The sequence below is a fragment of the Streptomyces sp. NBC_00996 genome (assembly GCF_045162675.1).
Lineage (GTDB): Bacteria > Actinomycetota > Actinomycetes > Streptomycetales > Streptomycetaceae > Streptomyces.
Genome location: NZ_CP108723.1, coordinates 7,848,037 through 7,866,223 on the forward strand (window position 1 = coordinate 7,848,037; position 18,187 = coordinate 7,866,223).

The window sequence follows — 18,187 nt, forward strand, 5'->3', positions numbered from 1 at the left end:
TCTGATTTGCGCTGCCCGAGCGGCCTCGGGAAGGTCGCTCAGTCCCCCGGTCGGGGGAACGAAGGCAGGGCCGATCGGTCACTGCGCACGCTAGGGAGTCGGGGCCGGGAGGCCGGACAGCACGCGGCCCCGGGCCGCCCATTCTCACTCGAACGGGCGGCACCGGGGCCGGTGTTGGTCAGTCGGCCGGAGGGCCGGAGCGTCCTGGAACGGACTACAGCTTCGTCCACGCCTCCGTCAGCACCTGACGGATGATTCCCTCGATCTCGTCGAAGGTCGACTGGTCGGAGATCAGCGGCGGCGACAGCTGGATGACCGGGTCACCGCGGTCGTCGGCGCGGCAGTAGAGGCCGTACTCGAAGAGCTTCTTGGAGACGAAGCCGTAGAGCACGCGCTCCGACTCCTCGTCCGTGAAGGTCTCCTTGGTGGCCTTGTCCTTCACCAGCTCGATGCCGTAGAAGAAGCCGTTGCCGCGGACGTCACCGACGATCGGCAGGTCGTGCAGCTTCTGGAGCGTCTGGAGGAAGTTCGCCTCGTTGTCCAGGACGTGCTGGTTGAGGCCCTCGCGCTCGAAGATGTCGAGGTTGGTGAGTGCCACGGCCGCGGAGACCGGGTGGCCGCCGAAGGTGTAGCCGTGCAGGAAGGTGTTGTCACCCTTGTAGAACGGCTCGGCGATGCGGTCCGAGACGATGGCGGCACCGATCGGGGAGTAGCCCGAGGTCATGCCCTTGGCGCAGGTGATGATGTCCGGGATGTAGCCGAACTTGTCGCATGCGAACATCGTGCCGAGGCGGCCGAAGGCGCAGATGACCTCGTCGGAGACGAGCAGCACGTCGTACTGGTCGCAGATCTCGCGCACGCGCTGGAAGTAGCCGGGCGGCGGCGGGAAGCAGCCACCGGCGTTCTGTACCGGCTCCAGGAAGACGGCGGCGACGGTCTCCGGGCCCTCGAAGAGGATCTCCTGTTCGATCTGGTCGGCGGCCCAGCGGCCGAAGGCCTCCGGGTCGTCGCCGTGGATCGGGGCGCGGTAGATGTTCGTGTTCGGCACCTTGTGCGCGCCCGGGACCAGCGGCTCGAAGGGGGCCTTCAGGGCCGGCAGGCCGGTGATGGACAGGGCGCCCTGCGGGGTGCCGTGGTAGGCGACCGCACGCGAGATGACCTTGTACTTCGTGTGGTTGCCGGTGAGCTTGTGGTACTGCTTCGCGAGCTTCCACGCGGTCTCGACGGCCTCGCCGCCACCGGTGGTGAAGAAGACCTTGTTCAGGTCGCCGGGGGCGTGGTGCGCGAGGCGCTCCGCCAGCTCGACGGCCTTCGGGTGGGCGTAGGACCACACAGGGAAGAAGGCCAGCTCCTGCGCCTGCTTGAAGGCGGTCTCGGCCAGCTCGGTGCGGCCGTGGCCGGCCTGGACCACGAACAGGCCCGCGAGACCGTCAAGGTACTTCTTGCCCTTGTCGTCGTAGATGTAGGTGCCCTCACCACGGACGATGGTGGGAACGGGCGCGTTCTCGTACGAGGACATGCGGGTGAAGTGCATCCACAAGTGGTCGTACGCGGTCTTGCTGAGGTCCTTGGTGCTCACGGCTATCGGGTTCCCCACATGTAGGTCTGCTTCTTGAGCTTCAGATAGACGAAGCTCTCGGTGGAGCGCACCCCGGGCAGGGCCCGGATGCGTTTGTTGATGACGTCCAGCAGGTGGTCGTCGTCCTCGCAGACGATCTCGGCGAGGATGTCGAACGAGCCCGCGGTCATCACCACGTACTCGACTTCCGACATGGCAGTCAGCGCTTCGGCCACCGGGTCGAGGTCGCCCTCGACATTGATGCCCACCATCGCCTGTCTGCGGAAACCCACGGTGAGTGGGTCCGTGACGGCGACGATCTGCATCACGCCCTGGTCGAGCAGCTTCTGGACGCGCTGACGCACGGCCGCCTCGGAGAGGCCGACGGCCTTGCCGATCGCGGCGTACGGGCGGCGTCCGTCCTGCTGCAGCTGCTCGATGATGGCGAGGGAGACGGCGTCCAGCTGGGGACTGCCGTTCCTGGACTCGCGGGAGTCCCTGGGGTCTGCGCTTCGACTGGCCACGAGCTCACTGTGCACGACGTCTCGACAGTTCCGCAAGGCCGCGGCGATGAAATTCGTTGTTTACGGGGACGTGTCTTGCGGATTTCGCAGTTCTGGGGCGACCAGGGGTGTTGAAAACGTGGGCGCACGGATTAGGGTGGGGCCTCAGGCATCTCAGGTAGTGGACACCTGAGTCGTTGGACATCCGACAGGAGGGCCGGGCAGTGAGCACCGAGCTGCGTCGTCTGCGCAATTACATCGACGGAGAGTTCCGCGATGCCGCCGATGGACGGACCACGGATGTGGTCAACCCCGCGACCGGCGAGGCGTACGCGACCGCGCCGCTCTCCGGACAGGCGGACGTCGACGCCGCGATGGCGGCCGCCGCCGCGGCCTTCCCGGCCTGGCGCGACCAGACCCCGGCCGAGCGCCAGAAGGCCCTCCTGAAGATTGCGGACGCGTTCGAGGAGCGGGCCGAGGAGCTCATCGCGGCCGAGGTGGAGAACACCGGCAAGCCGATCGGGCTGACCCGCTCCGAGGAAATCCCGCCGATGGTGGACCAGATCCGTTTCTTCGCGGGCGCCGCGCGCATGCTCGAGGGCCGCTCGGCCGGCGAGTACATGGAGGGCATGACCTCGATCATCCGCCGCGAGCCGATCGGCGTCTGCGCCCAGGTCGCGCCGTGGAACTACCCGATGATGATGGCCGTATGGAAGTTCGCCCCCGCGCTCGCGGCGGGCAACACGGTCGTCCTCAAGCCCTCGGACACGACCCCCGCCTCCACCGTCCTGATCGCCGACATCATCGGCGGCATCCTCCCCAAGGGCGTCTTCAACGTCATCTGCGGTGACCGCGACACCGGCCGCGCCATGGTCGAGCACCCGACCCCGGCGATGGCGTCGATCACCGGCTCCGTGCGCGCCGGTATGTCGGTCGCCGAGAGCGCCGCCAAGGACGTCAAGCGCGTCCACCTGGAGCTGGGCGGCAAGGCCCCGGTCGTCGTCTTCGAGGACACCGACATCGCCAAGGCCGTCGAGGACATCTCGGTGGCGGGCTTCTTCAACGCCGGCCAGGACTGTACGGCCGCCACCCGCGTCCTCGTCCAGGAGTCCATCCACGACGAGTTCGTCGCCGCGCTCGCCAAGGCCGCCGCCGAGACGAAGACGGGCCGGCCGGACGACGAGGATGTCCTTTATGGGCCCCTCAACAACCCGAACCAGCTCAAGCAGGTCACCGGCTTCATCGAGCGGCTGCCCGCCCACGCCAAGGTCGAGGCCGGTGGCCACCAGGTCGGCGAGAAGGGCTACTTCTACGCCCCGACCGTCGTCTCGGGCCTCAAGCAGGACGACGAGATCATCCAGAACGAGGTCTTCGGCCCGGTCATCACCGTCCAGTCCTTCTCGGACGAGGCCCAGGCCATCGAGTGGGCCAACGGCGTCGACTACGCCCTCGCCTCCTCGGTGTGGACCAAGGACCACGGCCGCGCGATGCGCCTGTCGAAGTCGCTCGACTTCGGCTGCGTGTGGATCAACACCCACATCCCGCTGGTCGCCGAGATGCCGCACGGCGGCTTCAAGAAGTCCGGCTACGGCAAGGACCTGTCGGCGTACGGCTTCGACGACTACACGCGCATCAAGCACGTGATGACGTCGCTGGACTCGTAGTCCGCACGACGTGAACCGCGCGGCCCCGGACGGGAGGTGATCCCGTCCGGGGCCGCGGTGTTCCCCCCCCGTGGTGGTCAGGCGTTCTCGATGACGCCGGTGAGCGACGGAAGGTCCGGTTTCCCGACGGGCTTTCCGGGCCGGACGGGCAGTGACGTGCCAGGGCGCGGTCCCTTGCGCGGCTCGGGCAGCGGCGGCAGGTCGGGCGTCGCCGGGAAGGTGATGCCCGCCTTCTCCAGGATCGGCGCGCATGCGTCCAGGGCGTCCTGGTAGGCATCCGTCGGCGGGTCGAAGTCCTTGCAGGTGACCTTCACGTCCAGGCGTACGTGCCCGTCCTCGTCCTTCGACGCGTGGAAGTCCGGGAAGTGCTCCTGGTCCCGGTCGCGCATACAGGCGGCGAACTTGTCGTTCGCGGTGTTCACATCGCCCGGGGCGTGCTTGGTCGGCCTGTACGCGATCGCCAGTGCTGTTCCCTTCGAAGGCTCAGGGCGCTTGGACGACACGGGCGCCGCGCACGTCACCGTTGACGGGCCGGACGCCGTGGCCGCCGACGCGCTGACCGTGCCGAGCGTGACTGCCGAGATCATGGCGACGGCCAGGGCGAGCCGTCGTGGCCGGGTGGCCGGAGGCGCAGCCAACAGGGCGTTGAGCGGCGGGAGTTCCTGGACCTGGCGGAGATCGTCCGCGAGCGATTGCCGCAGGGCCGGCCGGAGAACGCGGGGCGGGCGACTGGTCCAGGCCGACCTCAACTCCGCGCCCGTACTCGGGGATCCGCAGCTGATCGAGCGGCTCGTGGTCAACCTGACGGACAACGCCGTACGGCACAACCGTCCCGAGGCCGAGGAGAGTTGGGTCCGCCCGTGGACCGGGGTGGAAGGCGGACAGCCCGTCCTCCGGATCGCCAACACCGGTCCGGTGATCCCGCCCGACCAGGTGACCGGACTCTTCCAGCCGTTCCGCCGCCTCGGCGCCGAACGGGTCCGTGGGCGCGACGGCCTGGGCCTGGGCCTGTCCATCGTGGCGGCCGTCACCGTCGCCCACCGCGGCAGGGTCGAGGCGTGGCCCCTCGCGGAGGGCGGGCTGAGTGTGAGGGTCACGCTCCCGAGGTACGCGCCGACTCATGCGCCACCGGTCGCCAGGGGGCGCCGTACGACCTGATCGGACCTCTGCCGACTGATCGACAGGGTGTCGGGCCGGGGGACGACCGCTCGACGCAGCGTCCATTGTCCGGCCACGGGCGGTGGCGGCATGCTGCCCGGGTGCCAGTGATTCGGAAGTTCTCGCCCCTGTCCCGCCGGTCCCTGCTGCGCGCCCTCGGCGGTGGTGCCGCGCTCGGCGCCCTGGCCGGATGCGGGGTGCCCGCCGCCTATGTGTCACCCGGCGACCGGGCCGGGGCCGACCTCTCCGCCCGTGACAAGCGGCTGACATGGGCGAACTGGCCGTTGTACATCGACACCGACGACAACGACACCACGAAGCGGCCCACCCTGGGGGCCTTCGAGAAGCGCACCGGGATCTCCGTCGACTACGTCGAGGAGATCAACGACAACGACGAGTTCTTCGGGAAGATCAGCCCGTCCCTGATGAACCACCAGCGGACGGGTCGCGATCTGATCGTCATCAGCGACTGGATGTGTGCCCGCTTCGTCCGTCTCGGCTGGGTCCAGGAGATGGACCGGGCGAAGCAGCCGAACGTCACCAAGTACCTTGACCCGCTGCTGCGTTCGCCCGCTTTCGACCCGGGACGCAAATCCTCCGTGCCGTGGCAGTCGGGCATCACCGGTATCGCGTACAACCGCCGCAAGGTCGGCCGCGAGATCAAGCACGTGTCCGACCTGTGGGCCGACGACCTCAAGGGCAGGGTCACCCTTCTCTCCGGCCTGGACGAGGCGTTCGCGTTGCTGATGCAGGGCAACGGCGTCGACATCACCAAGTGGACGGCGGACGACTTCCACCAGGTCTGCGACCAGGTCGAGAAGCACGTCCACAGCGGCCAAGTCCGGCGCTTCACCGGCAACGACTACATCAAGGACCTCTCCAGTGGCGATGTCCTGGCCTGCCAGGCGTACTCCGGCGACGTGATCCAGCTCCAGGCCGACGACCCCGACATCCGCTTCGTCGTCCCCGAGGAGGGCGCCGAGCTGTGGGCCGAGTCGCTGATGATTCCCAACCTGGCCCGTCACAAGGCCAACGCGGAGAAGCTCATCGACTACTACTACGAGCCGGAGGTCGCCGCCGAGTTGGCCGCCTGGGTCAACTACGTCTGCCCCGTCCCCGCGGCGCAGGACGTCCTCGCCTCCTCCAAGGACAAGGACACCGCCGCCCTCGCCGAGGACCCGCTGATCTTCCCCGACGCCACCATGCGGAAGCGCCTCGCGATCGCCCGCGACATCACGTCCGGCGAACGCACGGAGTTCGCGAAGCGCTGGAACGCGATCGCGGGGCTCTGACAGTCCTGTCGTGATGTGTGTGACGAGGACTTCTGGTCGGCACTCAGGATGTCCAGCCGGAGATGTGCTCGGCCGGCAGGGGGCCTGCGGTGAGGTCCATGCCGCCGATGTGGTCACCGAGGGCGAGGATCGTCCTCGTCTTCGCGCCAGTCACGGATTCGCTCTTACTTGAGGCCGCTGAGCATGACGCCGCGGATGTAGTGCTTCTGCAGCAGCAGGAAGAGGATCAGGACCGGCAGGATGCTCAGGACGAGGCCCGCCATGACGATGGGCATCGTGCGGGTCGGGTCGACGTAGTCCTGCAGGAGTTGGATGCCGACGGGCAGGGTCATCACGTCCGGGTCGGCGGTCGAGACGAGCAGCGCCCAGATGTACTCGTTCCAGGCGTCGACGAAGGTCAGCAGCCCGAGCGTCACCAGCACCGGCTTGGTCTGCGGCACCACGATCCGCCACCACACGGCGAACTCACCGGCCCCGTCGATGCGCGCGGCCTCGAGGACCTCGTCCGGGATCGAGACCATGAACTGGCGCATCAGGAAGATCCCGAAGCCGTTGACGAGGAACGGCATGGCGAGCGCCGCGATGCTGACGGTCAGGCCCGCGCCGCCGCGCCCGAACAGGTCGTTGCCGCCCGCCAGCGGCCAGTGCACGAGGATCAGGAAGTGCGGGATGAAGAAGAGGAACGGGGGGAACATCATTGTCGACAGCACGAGGCGGAAGATGAAGTTCCGGCCGGGGAAGCGGAGTTTGGCGAGCGCATAGCCGGCGAGTGACGACGTGAGCAGCACCGATCCGGTGATCAGGGCGGTGGCGGTGACGCTGTTGCGGAAGAGCACCGGCAGATCGAGCTGGTCGATGGCCGCCCGGTAGTTGGACAGGTCGAACGCCTTGGGCAGGAACCGGTACGGCAGCGTGCCGGACTCGCCGGGCCCCTTGAAGGACGTCATCACCATGTCGAGGAACGGCACCACCGTGAGCACGGCGCCGGTCACGACCAGCAGGTACGAGAACCACGGGAAACGGCGGCGGATCATGCGTCCTCCCCTTTGCTCCGGAAGATCCACAATTGCACCAGGGTGACCGCGAGGACCACCACGAACAGCACGAAGGCGGCGGCGCTCGCAGTGCCCCAGTCGCCGTACGAGAAGGCCTGCCGGTACATCTCCAGCGCGGCCACATCTGTCGCGTCACCCGGCCCGCCCTTGGTCATCACGGTGATCAGTGCGAACGACTGCAGGCCGGTGAGGAACTGGGTGATGCACACGAACAGCAGGGACGGTCGCAGCAGCGGCAGTGTGATCTTCCAGAAGACGGTGACGGGCCCGGCGCCGTCGAGCGCGGCGGCCTCGTGGTACGACTCGGGAATGGACTTCAGCCCGGCGGTCAGGATGAGGATCGCCGAGCCGACCGAGGCCCAGGCCTGTACGACCACGACCGAGGGCAGCGCGGTGTCCGGGTCCTGGAGAAACGCCACCGAGCCGAGCCCGAGGGCGTTGAGGACGCCGTTGACCAGGCCGCCCGGCTCGTACATGTACTTCCATACGTTGCCGACGGCGACGACGGTCGTGACGATCGGCAGGAAGTACAGGGTGCGCCACAGCCCCTGGAACCGCAGGTTGTCGATGCAGGTGGCGACCACCACGGAGCCGGCGAGGGCGAGGGCCACGGTGCCCAGGGCGAACAGCAGCGTATTGGTGAGGATCGGCGCCAGGAACGTCGATCCGTCAGCGAAGAGGCCGGTGAAGTTCTCCAGGCCGACCGGATCGATGTCGCTGAGGTCGAACCCCGCCCAGCGGGACATCGACAGCAGCAGCGCGAAGCCGAGCGGCAGGATCAGGAAGACCGCGAAGAACAGCAGCGTCGGCGCCAGGAAAAGATAGGCGACGACGGCCTGGCGGCGCCGGGTCCGGACGCGGCCGTCGACGGCGGGCGCGGCCGACCGCGGGCTGTGCGCCCGCTCGGTCGTCTCCGGCGCCAGGACGTTCACCATGAGCGCGACACCTCCTGATCGACCTGACGACGGGTGGTGCGCAGTGCCTCGTCGACCGACTGCTGACCGGTCCACAACGCCTCGATGTTCTTGCGCAGCAGCGACTTGGCCTGCTGCGCGCCCGGCACATTGGGCTCCGGCACCGCGTACGCCAGCGCGTCCAGGAACGGGCGCAGGTTCGGATCACTGCCCTGGCCGAGCAGCGTCCGCATGTCGTCGGCGCGGCCGGTCAGGGAGCCGACCGACGCCTGCAGGGAGCTCATCCGGGTCGCCGTCGCGCCCTTCTTGGCGCTCTTCACGCCCACCTTCTCGGTGTTGAGCCAGCGCAGGAACTCCCAGGCCTCGCGGGGGTGCTCACTGGCCGTGTTGACCCCCAGCATGAAGCCGGTGGAGAGCGTGGCGCGCTCGTCCTGCGTCTCGGGGACGGGCAGCGGCACGACGCCGACATCGCGGTAGTCCTTGCCCATCTCGGCCTTCAGGCTCCCGGTCCACCAGCCGGCGCTGACCACCATGGCCACCTGCCCGGACTGGAACGCCTTGTAGACGTTGACGCCGGGCGCGCTCGCGCCTTTGAAGACGAGGCGGTGTTCCAGGTCGAACACGGCCCGGCCGGCCGGCGAGTCGATGGCGGTGCTCCTGCCGTCCGCGGAGACGAACCTTCCACCGGCGGCGTTGAGCAGGGCGAGCGTCTGGCCGACGGTGGTGGAGTCGTCGTAGGTCGACAGCCCGAATCCCTGGACCAGCGTGTTGCCGTACCGGTCCCGCTTGGCGGTGCGGTAGGCCGTCTCCTCCAGCTCCCGCCAGGTGCGCGGAGGGCCGTCGATGCCTGCCTCGCGCAACAGTCGCTTGTTGTAGTAGAGGGCGTACGTCTGCACCTCGGTGGGGTAGCCGTAGACCTTGCCCCCCACCGTCGAGGCGCCGACCGCGGCCCCGCCGAAGCCGCGGGTGATCTCCTCGGCGTGCTCGGACGGAGCGGGCCGCAGGACGCCGGCCCGGACGAGCTGGCCGTTCCACAGGCAGTACGGGTGGATGATGTCGGCGCCCTGGCCCGCGGCCTGCCGGACCATGAAGGTGGTCAGCAGGTCCGTGAACTCGACGGCCGTCGTCCGTACCTTGACCCGGTCGTGCAGGGCGTTCCACTCGTCGACCGGGCCCTGCAGGGCCTCCTTGAGCTCCCCGCTCGCGTAGTGGGAGAGCAGGGTGAGGACGATCGGATCCCCGGGCCGCCCGGTGCCCTGGTGCGGCGCGGCGCAGCCGGAGGCGAGCAGCGCCGAGGGGAGCCCGAGCGCGAAGTGACGGCGGCTCAGGCCGACCGTGCGGCCCGGTGGCTGACCGGGGCTCAGGTCGCCGGTGCGGCAGGATGGCTGACCGGGGCTCAGACCACTCATGCGGCGTGACGGCGTCATCGGGTGGCCTCCCGGCGCATCACGCGGAACACCCGGGTCGTGGTGAAACCGGTCTTGCGGTACAGGTGGCCCGCCGAGGACTGCTCGCTGGTCCACAGGAACCACGCGGAGTGCGCACGGCGCGCCCGCATCCGCTCCAGGACCAGGTGGAGCAGGACATGGCCGAGTCCGGTGCCGCGCATCTCCTCCAGTACGCCGAACGGACCGAACCGCTCGTCCACCGAATCGAACGCACCGTGCATCGCCCAGCCGACCAGGCGGCCCGAAGGGTCCCGGGCCACGACGATCCGGTCGAGCGGCGTGCCCGCGGCCAGACACTCCCGGATCGTGCACGCCCAGTCCGGGCCGAAGTGGTTCCCGGCGAGCGCGAACAGGTCCACCAGGTCGTCGTCGCGCGGGGTGGCGAACCGGTAGCCCCGCGCCGTCAGTTCGGCCGAGCGGCGCGCGACCTCCTCCGGGATGCGATAGCCGACCAGGCCGCGGTCCATCGCCGCCGCCTCGTACAGGGTGCGAAAGCCCAGGGACTCCAGGAGCCCGGCCGCTACCGGGTACGCCTCGGCGTCCAGGCCGGGGAGGACGTAGTTCGGGGTGTACGAGGAGAAGTCCACCCGGGTGCGGCCGTGGCTGTGCAGCCAGTCGAGGGCCTCGGTCAGCAGCCGGCGGCCGAGGCCGCGCCCGCGGGCGGCCGGGTCGACGAAGAAGAACGGGATCCAGCCCTGCTCCGGCTCCAGGTCGGTGCCGGTCATCGGCGTCAGACGGCGTACCGCGTAGGCGGCGCCGACGACACGGTCGCCGTCGACGGCGACCCGAAGCCCCTCGGGATCGAAGTTGGCGTCGAGCAGGACCAGGGAGCGGAAGCGGTCGGGGGTGATGGAGTCGGCCGGCGCACTACGGCGCCACGCCTCCACCAACCGTGGGCCGTCGCCCGCGCGAAAGCCACGCGTCTCGGCCCGGGATTTCGTCGTGCGATCGGTCATCGACGGGGTTGTCCTTCCATCCGCAGGCCGCGGACGGCGTCGAACGTCGCCCGCAGCGCTGCCTCGGTCTGGTGCGGGGTGCGCTGCGCCACGGCGGTCAGGACGCAGTCGACGAGGGCGAGTCGGGCGATGCGACCGGCCATCTCGCCCGAGCGCAGTCCCCCTTCGCGTAACACCGTGGTGCGGACGGCGTCCGCGGCGTAGGCGTAGGCGGAGGCGCTGTGCGCGGCGTCGGGGCAGAAGATCTCAGGGGTAGAGCAGCACGTCGTCGCCGGCCCACCGGGCGGGCGACGCCGGCGGATCGCACAGCGGCAGCGGGTCGTCGTCCGCGTCGACGGCGCGCCGCAACCGGTCGGACCCCCACAGCAGGTCGATGAAGTGACGGTGGCCGGTCCGCTCCGCGCCGCCGTCCGCGGTGAGCCAGGCGAAGTCGTCCGGGTACAGCCGCCGTAGCGTGGAGAGCATCGCGACGGCGGTACGTACGGGGGCGAACACCTCGCGGTCGGTGATGTGGAGCTGGACCCCGCGCAGCGGCCGTCCGGCGTGTTTGTGGAAGGTCGGTACGTACCGCAGATCACGGAAGTGCACTCCGGGCAGGGCGAGTTCGGCGAGTGAGGGCGCGAACCGCGCGTCGATGTACGGGGCCCCGACGATCTCGAAGGGCTGCGTCGTACCACGGCCCTCCGAGAGATTCGTCCCCTCGAACAGACAGGTGCCGGGGTAGACGGTGGCAGTGGCGGGCGTCGGCATGTTCGGCGAGGGCGCGACCCACGGCAGGCCGGTGGCGTTCGCGTCCATGGCGCGCTGCCAGCCGACAGCCTCGACCACCGTCAAGTCTGCAGAACTGCCGGCCACTTGGGGAACGACCGAGGCATTGAGATGCCGGGCGAGTTCGCCGCAGGTGAGGCCGTGCCGGACGGGTATCGGGGCGCGTCCGATGAAGCTGGCCCACGCCGGGTCGAGCAGTGGGCCCTCGCTGACGAGGCCACCGAGGGGATTCGGCCGGTCCGCGACCACGAACCGTACGCCCGTACGGGCCGCCGCGACCATCAGGTCGAACATGGTCCACACATAGGTGTAGAACCTGGCCCCGATGTCCTGCAGGTCGAACACCAGGGCGTCGACGCCGCTGCCGAGCAGCAGTTTGTCGAGGCGCTCGCCGCTGCACCGGTATGTGTCGTGGACCGGCAGGCCGGTGGTGGAGTCCGCCTGAGCGGCCTCGCTCTCGCCGGCCTGCTCGGTCCCGTGCAGCCCGTGCTCGGGACCGAACAGGGCGACCAACCGCGCTCCTGCGTCGAGCAGCGCGGGCGCGGCCGGGCGCAGGTCGGGGAGGACGCCGGTGTGGTTGGTCACCAGCCCGAGCCGGCCGGGCCCGGCGAGTCCGGGCGACGCGTGCAGTCGTGCGATCCCGGTCGTCACCGCGACGCGGTCGTCCGTGCTCATCCTTTGCCCCCGTCTGCCGGTGACATCTCGAAGCGGCAGCTGGAAATTTACTGGTATGTCCGAGAATTATGCAATTACTCACCAACAGTTCATGCCGAAGGCGGCCGCGGGATCGCTCGCGGCGGCCGGAGCGGCGCGGCGGCGAGAAGAGCGCCGGAACTACTCCAAGGGGGAGCCGCCGGCGGTGCCCTTCACGCTGGGCTCGAACGGCGGGGAGCACGTCGAGCCGGACGGGTCCAACGGGAGTGGCTGAAGCTACTTGGCATCAGCGCAGGTCGCGCGCGTTGCCAAGTGCCGTCCGACGGGGTGGCCGCGGGCTTGGAGGGGGAGGTCGTGCGGAAGCGGCCGCCACCTCGTCGAGAGGTCGGCGGGCCGACGACGGATCGTCGGCGTGCGGCCGGCACGGTGCTTCAACGCGATTGAGCCCTTGCAGCGTGTTGCGTGTCGGAGTCCCCGGAAAGCTGCCACTTCACGTCCACCACGCCCTCGACAGCCCGAACCAGACGGGTGGCCACCGACCGGAGCGAGGGGTCGTCGGACTGCCCGGTCAGGGTGACCACGCCGTCGGCGACCTGCACGCGTACCGGTTCCTCCTCGCCGCCGGCTGTCCTGGGCGCCCGTCGGGCCCGCAGAGGTGCTGCCGGGCGCCGCGAAGGACGCCGAGTTGCTGGTTCTCGGCTCCCGCGGAATGAGCGGAGCGGGCGGTTTCATGGTCGCCTCCGTCGGCCTGGCCGTCGTGGCACACGCCGAGCGCCCCGTCGTCCTCGTACGTGCCGGGGAGCAGGCCGCCGACGAGCACACGGTGAACCCGGCCGGCGTCCCGTCCGCCTCGGCCCCCTTCCGGCCGGTCGTGCTGGGACTCGACTCCGCGGACCCCGACGGCTCATTGATCGGCTTCGCCTTCGAAGCGGCCCTCCTGCGCGGTACGTCTCTGCGTGTTGTGCACGGCTGGAACGAGCCGCCCTGCATCGCGTACGGCATGCCCCCGGACCTCGAAATGAACGTTCACATCGCCGCGAAGGAAGCCGCCGCGGTGAGCGAGGCGGTGCGGCCGTGACGGCAGAAGTACCCCGCGGTGGACGTCGCCGAGGACTCGCTGTCCGGCAAGGCGGCCCACCACCTGGTGGATGCCTCCCGCGAGGCCTCCCTGGTCGTCGTCGGTCGCCGCGTCCGCCGTTCGCCCGTGGGTGCGCACATCGGGCCCGTCACACACGCCGTACTGCACCACGCCTGCGCCCCCGCCGCCGTCGTCCCGCACGAGTGATCACCGAGGAGGCACATCCCCCCAGGAAGGCAGCAGTCGTACGAGCCTTCGGCGGGCCCCTGGCCCATCGAGGAGCGCCCCGACCCCGAGCCCGGCCCCGGCCAGGTCCGTGGCCGGGTGGAGACCTCCGTGCTGGGCCACACCGACATCCACGCCGCGCACGGCGACCGACCGGTCAAGCCGAGCGTGATCGTGCTGCGCGGCAACCACGACAACCAGGCAAGGGCCGGGACACACCAACGCGTGGTCCTCGGGGTGGAAGAGGAGCCGTACGGTGCGGCGGCCGCTCGGTTCGCCTTCGAGGAGGCCGAGGTCCGCAAGGTCGCCCTGGACGCCGTGCGGGCCTGGCGCTACCCGGCTCACGAGAGCGCCGACCACCGTCTGCTCGCGGGTGAACCGGCCCGCTTTCACTAGCAGCGGGCCGTCGCGGGCCTGGAGTCGGCGCTGAGCACTACCGCAGCCGAGCATCCGGCCGTCGAGCTGCACCGAAGGGACGCCGAGGGCACCGCCCGCCGGGTCCTGCCGGACGCCTCGGCCGACGCCGACCTGCTGGTCGTCGGCGCGCCGCGCCGCGAGAGACACATCGGACGCCGGCGCGGTCGGGTCGCGCACCCGGTCCTGCAACGCTCCGCCTGCCCGGTCGCGGTCGCGGTCGTACCAGAACGGGCATGAGGGGCTCAGAGGCCCGCCGCGTAATCGGGGACGTACGTCTGCAGATCACGTGACGGCCGCACGTAGCCGGTCGACGGTGGGCGTGGCGGAAGCTCCAGAACCGGCGGCGGCACCTCCTCGTAGGGAACGGAGCCGAGCAGATGGGCGATCATGTTCAGCCGGGCCCGGCGCTTGTCGTCGCTCTCGACGACGAACCACGGGGCCTCCGAGATGTCGGTATGCGCCAGCATCTCGTCCTTCGCCCGGGAGTACGCCTCCCAGCGGGTGATCGACTCCAGGTCCATCGGAGAGAGCTTCCAGCGCCGCGTCGGATCCTTCAGCCGTCGCCGGAACCGCTTCTGCTGCTCCGCGTCGCTCACCGAGAACCAGTACTTGCGCAGCAGGATGCCCTCCTCGACCAGCATGCGTTCGAAGATCGGGCACTGGCGCAGAAAGAGCTGGTGCTCCTCCTTGGTGCAGAAGCCCATCACATGCTCGACCCCTGCGCGGTTGTACCAGCTGCGGTCGAACAGCACGATCTCCCCGGCGGCCGGGAGATGCTCGACGTACCGCTGGAAGTACCACTGCGTGCGCTCGCGCTCGGTCGGCTTGGGCAGCGCCGCCGTCCGGGCGATCCGCGGGTTGAGATGTTCCGAGACGCGTTTGATCGTGCCGCCCTTGCCCGCCGCGTCCCGTCCCTCGAAGACCACTACGAGCCGGGCGCCCTCGGTTCGTACCCATTCCTGAAGCTTCACCAGCTCGGTCTGCAGACGCAGCAGCTCCCGCTCGTACGCCGCGCGCGGCAATGTCGCCGCCTTCTTGTCGGCCATGCCACCTCCTCCGCCCGATGACCACGGAGTCACCATGCCCAAGGTCGAACACCAGGACAGCACCGTACTGACCGATGCGGAACCGCGCACCCTGGACGTCCACTGGCGGGCCGCCAACTACCTTGCCCTGGGCCGGATCCACCCGTCGGCCCATCTGCTCCGGTGGCGCACGACCGATGAGCAAGGAACGGCGCGGCAACGCTGTACCCGGCACGTTGCGGGGTACGGCGGCCGTGGTCTTCGGCACCGATGGTGTCATCACCGACTTCGCGCGGGTGTACGCCGCCGCCTGGAAGGCGGCCTTCCACGCCTTTCCCGGCCTGCGTGGCCGGCGTCCCTTCGACGCGTCGGGCGACTACCTGCAGTACGTCGACGGCACGTCACGTCTCGACGGGGCCGCGGCCTTCCGACGCCCGGGGGCTGCGGCCCTCGGACGCCGAGGTCCGAGCCGTCGCTGCCTTCAAGGAGGGGCTGTTCACGGAGCGACTGCGAGCCGAGGGCGTCGACGCCTACCCGGGTACGGTCCGGCTGCTGCGCGTCCTGCGGTCCGCCGGGAATTCCGCTCGCCGCGGCCTCCGCCTCCCGACACGCTGGTGCACTCCTCGAACATGCCGTAGCGCGCGGCCTCTTCGATGTCATGGTGGACGGCGGAGAGGCGGCCCGGCCGGGACTGCCCGGCAAGCCCGACCCCGCCCTCTTCCTGGAGGTGACCCGCCGCCTCGGCGTCCCCGCCGACCGTGCGGACGTCGTCGAGGACGCCCTCGCCGGAGTCGAGGCCGGGCGACGCGGGGGCTTTTGGCTCGTCGTGGGCGTGGACGGGGCCGGTACCCCCGCGACGCGGGCCGCGCTGCTGAAGCACGGCGCGGACCTGGTGGTCGACGACCTTGCGGAGCTACTCGCACAGGAGGACTGAGGATGCGCGACTGGACCTGGGAGTACGAGGGCTACGACCCCGCGCAGGAACGGCTGCGCGAATCGCTGTGCACGCTCGGCAACGGCTACTTCGCCACCCGCGGCGCAGCCCCCGAGTGCGTGGCGGACGCCGTCCACTACCCGGGCACGTACGCGGCGGGCTGCTACAACCGGCTCACCTCGGAGGTGGCCGGACGTCAGGTCGAGAACGAGGACATGGTCAACCTTCCCAACTGGCTCCCGCTCCGTCTCCGTACCGCCTCGGGGAACTGGCTCTCCCCCGACACCCACAAGCTCCTCGACCATCGCCAGACCCTGGACCTGCGGGCCGGCACCTTCGCACGTGCACTGCGCTACGAGGACGGTGTCGGCCGGTGTCTCGCCCTTGGGCAGGTTCGGCTGGTCCACATGGCCGACCCCCATCTCGCCCTGCTGCGCACGCAGGTGACGGCGGAGGGCTGGTCGGGCGAGATCGAGATCGAGTCGGCGCTCGACGGGGCGGTCGCCAATACCGGAGTGGAGCGCTATCGCTCACTCGCCTCCCAGCACCTCACCCACGTCGAGACCGGGACCTCGGCGCCGGACACGGTCTGGCTGGGCTGCCGTACCAGCACGTCCGACATCGGATTCGGCCTGGCAGCGCGTACCGTCACCGACACGCCCGCCGAGACGCGCGACGGGCACCGGAACGCACGCGCTGCCCATCTCCTGCGGCTGTCCCTGACCGACGGCCGGACGGTGACGGTCGACAAGACGGTCGCCCTGCACACCTCCCACGACCCGGCGATCAAGGATCCGGTGCACGCCGCCCTCGACCGGGTCGGCCGAGCCGCGGACTTCACCACACTGCTGACCTCGCACCGGACGGCCTGGCGACAGCTCTGGCGCAACGCCGAATTGGACGTGCCGAACAGCGCAGGCCCGGTGCTGCGGCTGCACCTCTTCCATCTGCTCCAGACGCTCTCGCCGCACACGGCGGACCTGGACGTCGGCGTCCCCGCGCGCGGGCTGCACGGCGAGGCCTACCGAGGGCACGTCTTCTGGGACGAGCTGTTCGTCCTGCCGTATCTGAACCTGCATTTTCCCGAGGTCTCCCGTGCCCTGCTCACCTACCGGCACCGCCGGCTGGAGCAGGCCCGCCGCGCGGCCCGCGACGCCGGACGCACCGGTGCGATGTACCCGTGGCAGAGCGGCAGCGACGGCCGGGAGGAAACACAGCAACTGCACCTCAACCCGCGCTCGGGGCGCTGGCTGCCCGACCACTCACGGCTCCAGCACCATGTCGGCTCGGCGATCGCGTACAACGTGTGGCAGTACTGCGAGGCGAGCGGCGACGCGGAGTTCCTGCACACCAAGGGCATCGAGATGCTGGTGCAGATCGCCCGGTTCTGGTCCGGCCTCGCGGCATACGAGGGGACGCTCGGCAGGTACCGGATCCGCGGCGTCGTCGGCCCCGACGAGTACCACGACGCCTACCCCGGCATCGACCGGCCCGGGCTCGACGACAACGCGTACACCAATGTCACCGCCGCCTGGGTGCTGGCCCGCACCCTCGACGCGCTGCACAAGCTGCCCGAACTTCCACGCCGTGACCTCTACGAACGCACCGGTCTCGACTCCGCCGAACTCGAAAGGTGGGAGGACGTGTCCAGGAACCTGTACGTGCCCTTCCACTCCGGGGTGATCAGCCAGTTCGAGGGATACGGCGCTCTGGAGGAGCTCGACTGGGCCGGGTACCGCGCGCGGTACGGCGACATCCGGCGGCTCGACCGGATCCTGGAGGCCGAAGGCGACACCGTCAACCGCTACCAGGCGTCCAAGCAGGCGGACGTCCTCATGCTGGGTTATCTCTTCTCGCCCACTGAGCTCGGGAGCCTGTTCCGCAGGCTCGGACATGAGCTGGACGACACGCTCTGGCGTCGCACGGTCGACCACTACCTGCGCCGCACCAGCCACGGCTCCACGCTGAGCAGCCTGGTGCACGGGTGGGTACTGGCCCGGGCCCGGCGCGCCGAGGCGTGGGCGTATGTGCACGAGGCTCTGGACGGGGACATCGCCGATCTCCAGGGCGGCACCACGGGCGAGGGCATCCACCTCGGCGCGATGGCCGGCACCGTCGACCTCGTACAGCGCGGGCTGACCGGTTTGGAAACCCGTGACGGCGCGCTGCGGCTCGACCCCGTGCCCTTGCCTGAGCTGTCCCAGTACGGCTTCACGATCCGCTACCGCGGCCATCGAGGCGTACGAATGCAGCTGAGCTCCGGCCAGTTGTGGGTCACTGTGCCCGCTTCGGACCTGGATCCCATCGACATCGCCCTCTCGGACCGTATCGTCTCCGTCGCTCCCGGCGAGTCCTGCACGCTGACCCTGCCGGACCGATGAGCGGGCGCCCTCGTCAGTGGGGAACCACGGCCACCGGGCACTCGGTGTGCGCCGGCACGGCGCGCAGCGTGGTCTCGCAGGCCTCGAACAGCTCCTGTTGCTCCTGTCCCGCATGCACCGGTCACCGTGCACGCCGACAACACCATCGCCATGGCTC

General features: G+C 69.8%; 18 protein-coding genes and 2 pseudogenes. 9 read left to right on the top strand and 11 right to left on the bottom strand.

Features of this window, described 5'->3' with window-relative positions:
* Nucleotides 1-214: 214 nt before the first annotated feature.
* Nucleotides 215-1,597: an aspartate aminotransferase family protein gene (locus OG390_RS36790; protein WP_399080990.1), complete on the bottom strand. Its 1,383-nt coding sequence runs from the start codon at nucleotides 1,595-1,597 to the stop codon at nucleotides 215-217.
* A complete protein-coding gene (locus OG390_RS36795; protein ID WP_399080988.1) occupies nucleotides 1,582-2,097 on the bottom strand; it encodes an Lrp/AsnC family transcriptional regulator in 516 nt (171 codons plus the stop codon). The genes OG390_RS36790 and OG390_RS36795 overlap by 16 nt, the downstream gene beginning before the upstream one ends.
* A gap of 188 nt (nucleotides 2,098-2,285) precedes the next feature.
* Here OG390_RS36795 and OG390_RS36800 point away from each other — a divergent pair, with 188 nt between their 5' ends.
* Entirely contained in the window at nucleotides 2,286-3,725 is a 1,440-nt protein-coding gene (locus OG390_RS36800; protein WP_406173930.1) for a gamma-aminobutyraldehyde dehydrogenase, read from the top strand.
* A gap of 77 nt (nucleotides 3,726-3,802) precedes the next feature.
* Here OG390_RS36800 and OG390_RS36805 read toward each other — a convergent pair whose 3' ends face one another.
* The gene (locus tag OG390_RS36805; RefSeq protein ID WP_406173932.1) at nucleotides 3,803-4,228 is read right to left on the bottom strand and encodes a hypothetical protein; all 426 of its coding nucleotides are present in this window, start codon (nucleotides 4,226-4,228) and stop codon (nucleotides 3,803-3,805) included.
* Between OG390_RS36805 and OG390_RS36810 the strand changes: the two genes are divergently transcribed.
* Together OG390_RS36810 and OG390_RS36815 are read left to right on the top strand one after the other, a co-directional pair.
* Entirely contained in the window at nucleotides 4,218-4,883 is a 666-nt protein-coding gene (locus OG390_RS36810; RefSeq protein WP_406173933.1) for a sensor histidine kinase, read from the top strand. The genes OG390_RS36805 and OG390_RS36810 overlap by 11 nt on opposite strands.
* A gap of 101 nt (nucleotides 4,884-4,984) precedes the next feature.
* Complete coding sequence (locus OG390_RS36815) at nucleotides 4,985-6,175, top strand: spermidine/putrescine ABC transporter substrate-binding protein (RefSeq protein ID WP_406173935.1); 1,191 nt, start codon at nucleotides 4,985-4,987, stop codon at nucleotides 6,173-6,175.
* Between the two features lie 164 nt (nucleotides 6,176-6,339).
* On the opposite strand, the gene OG390_RS36820 is transcribed toward OG390_RS36815, so the two are convergent.
* The 6 genes from OG390_RS36820 to OG390_RS36845 form a co-directional block, all read right to left on the bottom strand.
* Nucleotides 6,340-7,209, bottom strand: a complete 870-nt coding sequence (locus tag OG390_RS36820; protein WP_406173937.1) for a carbohydrate ABC transporter permease — start codon at nucleotides 7,207-7,209, stop codon at nucleotides 6,340-6,342.
* Nucleotides 7,206-8,165 carry a carbohydrate ABC transporter permease gene (locus tag OG390_RS36825; protein WP_406173938.1) on the bottom strand — a complete coding sequence of 320 codons (960 nt, stop codon included), beginning with the start codon at nucleotides 8,163-8,165 and terminating at the stop codon, nucleotides 7,206-7,208. Before OG390_RS36825 ends, OG390_RS36820 begins: the two co-directional genes overlap by 4 nt.
* Nucleotides 8,159-9,571, bottom strand: coding sequence for an ABC transporter substrate-binding protein (locus OG390_RS36830; RefSeq protein WP_406173940.1), 1,413 nt, complete (start codon nucleotides 9,569-9,571; stop codon nucleotides 8,159-8,161). The genes OG390_RS36825 and OG390_RS36830 overlap by 7 nt, the downstream gene beginning before the upstream one ends.
* Nucleotides 9,568-10,548 (bottom strand): GNAT family N-acetyltransferase, encoded by a 981-nt coding sequence (locus OG390_RS36835; protein WP_406173942.1) that lies wholly within the window; start codon nucleotides 10,546-10,548, stop codon nucleotides 9,568-9,570. Before OG390_RS36835 ends, OG390_RS36830 begins: the two co-directional genes overlap by 4 nt.
* The gene (locus tag OG390_RS36840; RefSeq protein WP_406173943.1) at nucleotides 10,545-10,691 is read right to left on the bottom strand and encodes a hypothetical protein; all 147 of its coding nucleotides are present in this window, start codon (nucleotides 10,689-10,691) and stop codon (nucleotides 10,545-10,547) included. Before OG390_RS36840 ends, OG390_RS36835 begins: the two co-directional genes overlap by 4 nt.
* Nucleotides 10,692-10,794: 103 nt before the next feature.
* Nucleotides 10,795-11,991, bottom strand: a complete 1,197-nt coding sequence (locus OG390_RS36845) for an exo-beta-N-acetylmuramidase NamZ domain-containing protein (protein ID WP_406173945.1) — start codon at nucleotides 11,989-11,991, stop codon at nucleotides 10,795-10,797.
* Between the two features lie 91 nt (nucleotides 11,992-12,082).
* On the opposite strand from OG390_RS36845, the gene OG390_RS36850 reads away from it, so the two are divergent.
* Nucleotides 12,083-12,244, top strand: coding sequence for a hypothetical protein (locus OG390_RS36850; protein ID WP_406173947.1), 162 nt, complete (start codon nucleotides 12,083-12,085; stop codon nucleotides 12,242-12,244).
* 157 nt (nucleotides 12,245-12,401) lie between these two features.
* On the opposite strand, the gene OG390_RS36855 is transcribed toward OG390_RS36850, so the two are convergent.
* Entirely contained in the window at nucleotides 12,402-12,569 is a 168-nt protein-coding gene (locus tag OG390_RS36855; RefSeq protein ID WP_406173949.1) for a BON domain-containing protein, read from the bottom strand.
* A 47-nt stretch (nucleotides 12,570-12,616) separates the two neighbouring features.
* Between OG390_RS36855 and OG390_RS36860 the strand changes: the two are divergent.
* The 3 genes and pseudogenes from OG390_RS36860 to OG390_RS36870 all read left to right on the top strand — a co-directional run.
* Nucleotides 12,617-13,255, top strand: a pseudogene (locus tag OG390_RS36860) (universal stress protein); the annotation flags it as partial.
* Nucleotides 13,256-13,384: 129 nt separating this feature from the next.
* The gene (locus OG390_RS36865) at nucleotides 13,385-13,669 is read left to right on the top strand and encodes a hypothetical protein (RefSeq protein WP_406173951.1); all 285 of its coding nucleotides are present in this window, start codon (nucleotides 13,385-13,387) and stop codon (nucleotides 13,667-13,669) included.
* 30 nt (nucleotides 13,670-13,699) lie between these two features.
* A complete protein-coding gene (locus OG390_RS36870; RefSeq protein WP_406178065.1) occupies nucleotides 13,700-13,927 on the top strand; it encodes a universal stress protein in 228 nt (75 codons plus the stop codon).
* 5 nt (nucleotides 13,928-13,932) lie between these two features.
* Here OG390_RS36870 and ppk2 read toward each other — a convergent pair whose 3' ends face one another.
* The gene (ppk2, locus tag OG390_RS36875) at nucleotides 13,933-14,736 is read right to left on the bottom strand and encodes a polyphosphate kinase 2 (RefSeq protein ID WP_406173953.1); all 804 of its coding nucleotides are present in this window, start codon (nucleotides 14,734-14,736) and stop codon (nucleotides 13,933-13,935) included.
* 176 nt (nucleotides 14,737-14,912) lie between these two features.
* Here ppk2 and OG390_RS36880 point away from each other — a divergent pair.
* Together OG390_RS36880 and OG390_RS36885 are read left to right on the top strand one after the other, a co-directional pair.
* Nucleotides 14,913-15,649, top strand: a pseudogene (locus OG390_RS36880) (HAD family hydrolase).
* Between the two features lie 2 nt (nucleotides 15,650-15,651).
* Nucleotides 15,652-18,030 carry a glycoside hydrolase family 65 protein gene (locus OG390_RS36885; protein WP_406173954.1) on the top strand — a complete coding sequence of 793 codons (2,379 nt, stop codon included), beginning with the start codon at nucleotides 15,652-15,654 and terminating at the stop codon, nucleotides 18,028-18,030.
* Nucleotides 18,031-18,187 lie beyond the last annotated feature (157 nt).